This is a genomic window from Vibrio sp. Vb0667, from assembly GCF_033391095.1.
The window spans coordinates 1-1,142 of record NZ_JAWPOL010000302.1 but is presented as its reverse complement, the minus strand read 5'-3'; the positions used below and the strand labels follow the sequence as shown (position 1 = coordinate 1,142).

Annotated in this window: 1 protein-coding gene; it reads left to right on the top strand. The window is 39.5% G+C overall.

Going from position 1 to position 1,142, the window contains the following annotated elements; all coding sequences use genetic code 11:
* Nucleotides 1-343: 343 nt before the first annotated feature.
* Complete coding sequence (can, locus tag R8269_RS25455; RefSeq protein WP_005462578.1) at nucleotides 344-1,012, top strand: carbonate dehydratase; 669 nt, start codon at nucleotides 344-346, stop codon at nucleotides 1,010-1,012.
* The last annotated feature ends 130 nt before the right edge of the window (nucleotides 1,013-1,142 follow it).

Genomic DNA, 1,142 nt, shown 5'->3' with positions numbered 1-1,142 from the left:
GGTCACCCCGCCAAATATATCCCCTTTAAAATTTATATCTTTAAAACGATTACCGAACACCGTTTAGCTCCCTGCATTAATTTCAAAATTAAATAAGTAAAATGTCATTACTTTAACGAGGAATGTGAAAAATTAAACCATAAATAAATTATGGCTTAATTCGTTATCTAATAAGCGGTCTGAATTGTACGAATTTATTTCCAAGAACACGTCAGATGAGTCCTGTCTGACGCATATTTAACGGGATCGAAATTGTAACATTGTGTATAGTTACAACACTGATCGCTTGATATGTTTCAATTGCGATGAGTGCTTTTGTCATTTAAGGGAAGTAGTTTGCAAGATGCCGGAAATTAAACAGTTATTTGAGAATAATTCAAAATGGTCGGAAGAAATCAAATCTGATCGTCCTGAATATTTCGCTAAGCTCGCCGAAGGCCAAAAGCCTGATTTTCTTTGGATTGGCTGCTCCGATAGTCGAGTACCCGCAGAACGATTAACCGGCCTTTACTCCGGTGAATTATTTGTTCACCGCAATGTTGCAAACCAAGTCATTCACACAGACCTCAATTGCCTTTCCGTTGTTCAATACGCCGTTGATGTACTCAAGGTGAAGCACATTATTGTGTGTGGTCACTACGGTTGCGGCGGTGTTAACGCAGCGATAGATAACCCTCAACTCGGGCTTATCAATAACTGGCTACTGCACATCAGAGATCTTTACTTCAAGCATCGTTCTTACTTAGATCAAATGCCTGTTGAAGATCGTGCCGATAAGCTTGGTGAAATTAACGTTGCAGAACAAGTTTATAACCTAGGCAATTCAACCATCATGCAAAACGCGTGGGAGCGCGGGCAAGATGTTGAAATTCACGGTGTCGTATACGGAATTGAAGATGGTCGCCTTGAATATTTAGGTATTCGCTCTAATTCTAAAGAGACCGTTGAAGCATCGTACCAGAAAGCACTGTCGACGATTTTAAACCCTGACAATAAGCTTCTGTGTCGCTAAGCCATAAAATCTGAATAAATAAAAAACGCCCATTTATATGGGCGTTTTTTTGTATGTCGAATAGTGAACTCAATTATTCTTGAGGAACCACTTTACCGATGAATGGTAGTTGACGGTATTTTTGAGCGTA

What these genes read in the sequence shown, in the direction of transcription:
- can (WP_005462578.1), top strand. Translation starts at nt 344, where the DNA reads ATGCCGGAAATTAAACAGTTATTTGAGAATAATTCAAAATGGTCGGAA.